This is a genomic window from Bacillus sp. SIMBA_005 (genome assembly GCF_046535585.1).
GTDB classification, from domain to species: Bacteria; Bacillota; Bacilli; order Bacillales; family Bacillaceae; genus Bacillus; species Bacillus pumilus.
Map to the genome: position 1 here is coordinate 1 of NZ_JAWRWI010001027.1, position 242 is coordinate 242.

Here is a 242-nt window from a genome sequence, read left to right on the forward strand (position 1 = left end):
GGCTGCATGAGGTGATTGAGCGGATACGGAATAAATCTGAACAAGACTGACAAAAGTCCAGACGCCATGTTCTGGACTTTCTGTATTTAATAAGGCTCTTTGAGCAATCGATAGCATTCACCGATGATGTCTTGGACGCCGGGCGTTCCCTTTATCTCGCGGCGGACGATTTCAGATGAGAGATTCTGCACCTGTAATGCCCGCTCCGCCCGTCTTTCGAAGTATGCTTGACATGCAGTTTC

At 48.8% G+C, this 242-nt stretch carries 1 pseudogene; it reads right to left on the reverse strand.

Annotation, left to right across the window (positions count from 1 at the left end):
• Positions 1-86 precede the first annotated feature (86 nt).
• Positions 87-242, reverse strand: a pseudogene (locus SB660_RS23225) (oxidoreductase); the annotation flags it as partial.